General features: G+C 55.2%; 2 protein-coding genes and 1 rRNA gene. All 3 read left to right on the top strand.

The annotated features are described in order from the left end of the window. A 5S ribosomal RNA gene (rrf, locus tag GM655_RS22465) occupies nt 1–112 on the top strand. A 215-nt stretch (nt 113–327) separates the two neighbouring features. After that, nucleotides 328–801, top strand: a complete 474-nt coding sequence (gene pedF / locus GM655_RS22460; RefSeq protein WP_155436883.1) for a cytochrome c-550 PedF — start codon at nt 328–330, stop codon at nt 799–801. 12 nt (nt 802–813) lie between these two features. Continuing rightward, entirely contained in the window at nt 814–1,647 is an 834-nt protein-coding gene (locus tag GM655_RS22455) for a substrate-binding periplasmic protein (protein ID WP_155436882.1), read from the top strand. Nucleotides 1,648–1,876: the final 229 nt, after the last annotated feature.

Here is a 1,876-nt window from a genome sequence, read left to right as displayed (position 1 = left end):
TTGATGACCATAGCAAGTTGGTCCCACCCCTTCCCATCCCGAACAGGACCGTGAAACAACTCTGCGCCGATGATAGTGCTGCAACCAGTGTGAAAGTAGGTTATCGTCAAGCTAGTTATTAAGAAAATCCCCCTTCAGTCGCAGACTGTTGGGGGTTTTTTGCTTTCAGTCTCTGTTTTTAGCTGTGAAAAATTGATCTATCACAGTCGGCGGGGCTGTCACAGTTGTTTCAGATTGGAGCAATCCGCCCTCCTGGCACAGGGGAAAACACTTGGCACGGGGTTTGCTCTATGACTGTTATTCTTAAAACAGTCAGGAGACATCACTATGAAAAGCACTATCCGCACCTTCGCCGCAGCCCTAATCGCCAGCTCGGCACTGTTCGCTCTAAATGCCTCTGCGCACGGCAACGTGGTGCCGCAATCTGTCGACACCACCGGCCTGCCACCTGTTGGTGACAAATGGGCCGAGCAGAATCCATACCGCGGCAACAAACTGGCACTGAAGATCGGCGCCTCGGCCTATAACCAGAACTGCGCGCGCTGCCATGGTCTGGAAGCTGTTACCGGCGGCATCGCTCCCGATCTGCGTCTGCTGGATCGCGATTGCCTCGATGTGAAGAACGACAGCAAGAAGAAGGCTTGCTTCAAAGAGATCGACAACTACTTCCTGACTTCCATCCGTAACGGCAAGGTGCGTAACGGCGCCGTCTACATGCCACCGTTCGAAGGTGTGTTCAATCAGGAAGCCATGTGGGCCATCAAGACCTATCTGGAAGCCCGTCGCGACGCTAGCAACTAATTGGAGCCTGCCATGCTGAACTCTACTTTGCGTAAGCTGGGACGAGTACTACTGGCAGCAGGAGTGTGCGGCAGCGTTGCGCTGCCAGCACATGCGGACTGGGACAAGATCCACCAGTCCGGCACGCTGAAAGTAGCGGTGTACGAACAGTTCGCGCCATTCTCTGATCGGAATGCCGGTATTGACGTAGATCTGGCTAATGCACTGTCGGCCAAGCTGGGCTTGAAGCTCAAGCTGCTGCCATTCCCTGCAGGCGAAAATCTGAGCGATGACCTGCGTAACATGGTGTGGAAAGGCCACTACCTTGGCTATGGCCCTGCCGATGTGTTGCTGCATGTGCCAGTGGAACCGCAACTGATAAACGAGAACGGCAAGGTGAGTATCTTCGCGCCGTATCATGTGGAGACGGTAAGGCTGGTGCGCAGTGCGCGCACGATGCCGGAATTCGATGGCGTCGACTCGCTGGCTGGTAAGACCATCGGCGTGGAAAAGGTATCGATAGCCGGTATGGTGTTGCTGGGCGAAGGCAATGGCCGCTTCCGCGACAATGTGCGCATCTTTGAGACGGCTGGTGAAGCACTGGCAGCGCTGAAGGCAGGTGAGCTTGATGCTGTGCTGGCAAATCGCTCGGAGATCGAAGCGACCTTCCGCGACGATCCGGCATTCCCTCTGAACGAGGTAGCGTTCCAGCGTTTGCCACGTGCTGGCTGGGCAGTGGGGATGGCCGTGCGCAAAGATGATCAGGATGTAGCACGTATGCTGCAGCAGGCAGTGAATGAACTGCGTGCCAGTGGTGAACTGCAGGCGATCTTTGCACGCCACGGTGTGCACGAACAGATGCCCTGAATTGCAGTGGCATAGGGCCGGCGCTACACTGCAACGCTGCCCGAATGAACAACGCCACCGTTATTGAACTGAACCCCTAAAGTTGGACGCCAACTTTAGGGATTTTTCATTGGCGAAGTACACAATGCAGTTCAAGTTGGAGGTTGTCCAGCGATACCAGGCCGAAGGGATCGGCTTTAAATCCTTAGGGCGACTGTATGGCATAGACGGTGCCATGGTTAAACGCTGG

Source organism: Pseudoduganella danionis (assembly GCF_009720775.1).
Classification (GTDB): Bacteria; Pseudomonadota; Gammaproteobacteria; order Burkholderiales; family Burkholderiaceae_D; genus Rugamonas; species Rugamonas danionis.
Note: the sequence above shows the minus strand (reverse complement) of the source record. Positions and strands in the feature narration are given on the sequence as shown.